Consider the following 2,508-nt stretch of genomic DNA (forward strand, 5'->3'; position numbering starts at 1 on the left):
AAACACAGATACGGAAATGGAAGAGCCAGGACAAATGGGCGGCCGATCTCAATAGTAACGTTACCAATGAAACGAATAGTAACGTTACCAAACGAAAGGGAGCGCCCAAAGGTAACAAGAACGCTATCGGCAACAAAGGTGGCGCGCCCCGAGGCAACCAAAACGCCAAGGGCAACCGCGGCGGGCTAGGCGGGCCGCCAGGCAACAAGAAGGCGGTAACGACTGGGGAGCATGAGTCTATTTGGTTCGACACCTTGGATGAGGACGAGCAGGAGCTGCTGGGAGAGATCGACACTGATCCGGTTGCTCAGGCCTCTGAAACCATTGCTCTGTTAGCCATCCGCGAGCGCCGAATGCTACACCGAATCAAAAAACTGACAGAAGGTTTGAGCGAGACCCAACGGCGTGAACTACAGCAGCTCCGGACGATCAAGGAGGCAATTCCTGTTCATGATGAACGTACAGGCAAGATGAAGACGGTTGTCAGTACCCGCGACGAGTTGGTGGTGGCAGAGATCGAGGAGAAGACTGTCTCCACTGTTGAGCGCATTCTCCAAACCGAAGAAGGATTGACCCGCGTTCAGGCCCAGAAGCTCAAGGCGATCAAGTTGCTGTACGAGATCTCCAGTCCTGAGCAACAGGCTCGTGTAGATAAGCTTCGAGGCGAGGCCAGGAAGCTCGGAATCAACGAAATCAAGGAGCCGCTCCGTATTGAGATTGATTACGGCGATGGAGACGCTGATGAGGAAGGCGGCCAGCCATGAGCGCGGCTGTGAAGGTACAGTTCAACAACCACTTCCGCAAGGTCAATCGAACAAAGCGTCGGTACCGCGCACTCCGCGGCAGCGCCGGCTCTGGCAAGTCCGTCAATATCGCCCAAGATTACATCCTTAAACTTGGCGATCCGAAGTATGCCGGAGCTAATCTCCTGTGTGTGCGGAAGGTCAATGAGACGAACCGGAACAGTACCTACGCGGAACTGGTCGGCGCCATTAATCGGATATACGGAGCACGGGCAGAGGAGTATTGGGAAGTACTGCGGTCGCCGCTGTCCATCCGGAGTCGCGTTACTGGCAATGAAGTCATCTTCCGCGGTATGAACGACGTGAGAGACCGGGAAAAGGTCAAGTCGATCAACTTCGCTCACGGTAAACTGGTCTGGATCTGGGTGGAAGAAGCGACTGAGTTGCAGGAATCGGACGTCGATATTCTTGATGACCGGCTGCGCGGCATTCTGTTGAATCCAAATCTATATTATCAGATGACGTTCACGTTCAACCCGGTATCGGCCCAACACTGGATCAAGCGGAAGTATTTCGATTATGAGAGCCCTGATGTGCTGGCTCATCATTCGACTTACCGCCAGAACCGATTCATCGACCCGGCCTACTATCGCAGGATGGAACGGCGCCGTCTCGAGGATCCGGACGGATACGCTGTTTATGGTGAAGGTGAATGGGGCGAACTCGGCGGCCTGATCTTCAAGAACTTTGTTATCCACGATTTCGATATATCATTCCAGATGTTTGACACGATGCATATCGGGCAAGACTTCGGCTTCAACCATGCAAATGCGATTCTCACCGTCGGCGTTAAGGATGGTGAGTTTTTTATTTGCGACGAAATATATGTGCACGAGATGGACACCGGACAAATTATTGAGATGGCTGACCGCAAAGAACTGAGTAAGTATTTGTCTATGTATTGCGACTCGGCGGAGCCGGACCGCATACAGATGTGGCAGAACGCAGGTTACAACGCGACGGCAGTCGTCAAGGAACCGGGCAGCGTGCAGGCGCAGATTGATTACTTGAAGCAGCGGAAGATCCACATCCATCCGGACTGCGTGAACACGATCAAAGAAATACAGCAATGGTCGTGGAAGAAGGACAAGAAGACGGGGCTTTACCTGGACGAGCCGGTTAATTTTATGGACGATGCAATGGCCGCACTTCGATATGCAGCTGAGCCGCTGCGCCGGCCAGAAATGCAATACAGCAACCAGCGTTTCGGCAGCTGGTAGAGAGGAGATGCGCATGACAATCAATTATCTGAAGAAGAAGTTCCCACCACCGCCCTTCGACAGAGAGACTGCGTCGATGCTGTATTATAGAGCGCTCTACGATGGCGATCATGCAGATATCTTCCCCCGTGCCAAGATGGTCGGAGCCGATCGACAAACGAAGTGGCGCCGGAAGAGCCTTCGGGAATGGGAGCAGACACATGACACGATCCAGACCAACCACCCGTACATCGTGGCCAACTTCAGTTGCCTAGTAGCGGAGGTTCCGGCGGATTTAATCAACCGTGCGCTCGGCAACGTATCTGCAGACATTGAGCAAGGCGCGGAGCTCGAATTCGTCTCCTCCGTCGTATCATCGTCGAAGGTCAATGAGAAAATTTGGATGGCGGTGAACCAACAGCAGGTAGACGGCGCCATCGCCTACCGCGTCCGCCGTAACGAGCGTAGCCGTGTTTGGTTCGAGTGGCTGGTCGCCGATCGCTTCC

2 protein-coding genes and 1 pseudogene are annotated in these 2,508 nt (G+C 53.8%); all 3 read left to right on the forward strand.

Going from position 1 to position 2,508, the window contains the following annotated elements:
- On the forward strand, positions 1 to 764 hold a 764-nt coding region (locus PAT3040_RS37275), incomplete at its 5' end, for a terminase (RefSeq protein WP_108994231.1).
- A complete protein-coding gene (locus PAT3040_RS20720) occupies positions 761 to 2,023 on the forward strand; it encodes a PBSX family phage terminase large subunit (protein ID WP_108994232.1) in 1,263 nt (420 codons plus the stop codon). The genes PAT3040_RS37275 and PAT3040_RS20720, both read left to right, overlap by 4 nt.
- A 13-nt stretch (positions 2,024 to 2,036) precedes the next feature.
- A pseudogene (locus PAT3040_RS38825) lies at positions 2,037 to 2,508 on the forward strand (hypothetical protein); the annotation flags it as partial.

This window comes from Paenibacillus agaridevorans (assembly GCF_003112455.1).
GTDB classification, from domain to species: Bacteria; Bacillota; Bacilli; order Paenibacillales; family Paenibacillaceae; genus Pristimantibacillus; species Pristimantibacillus agaridevorans.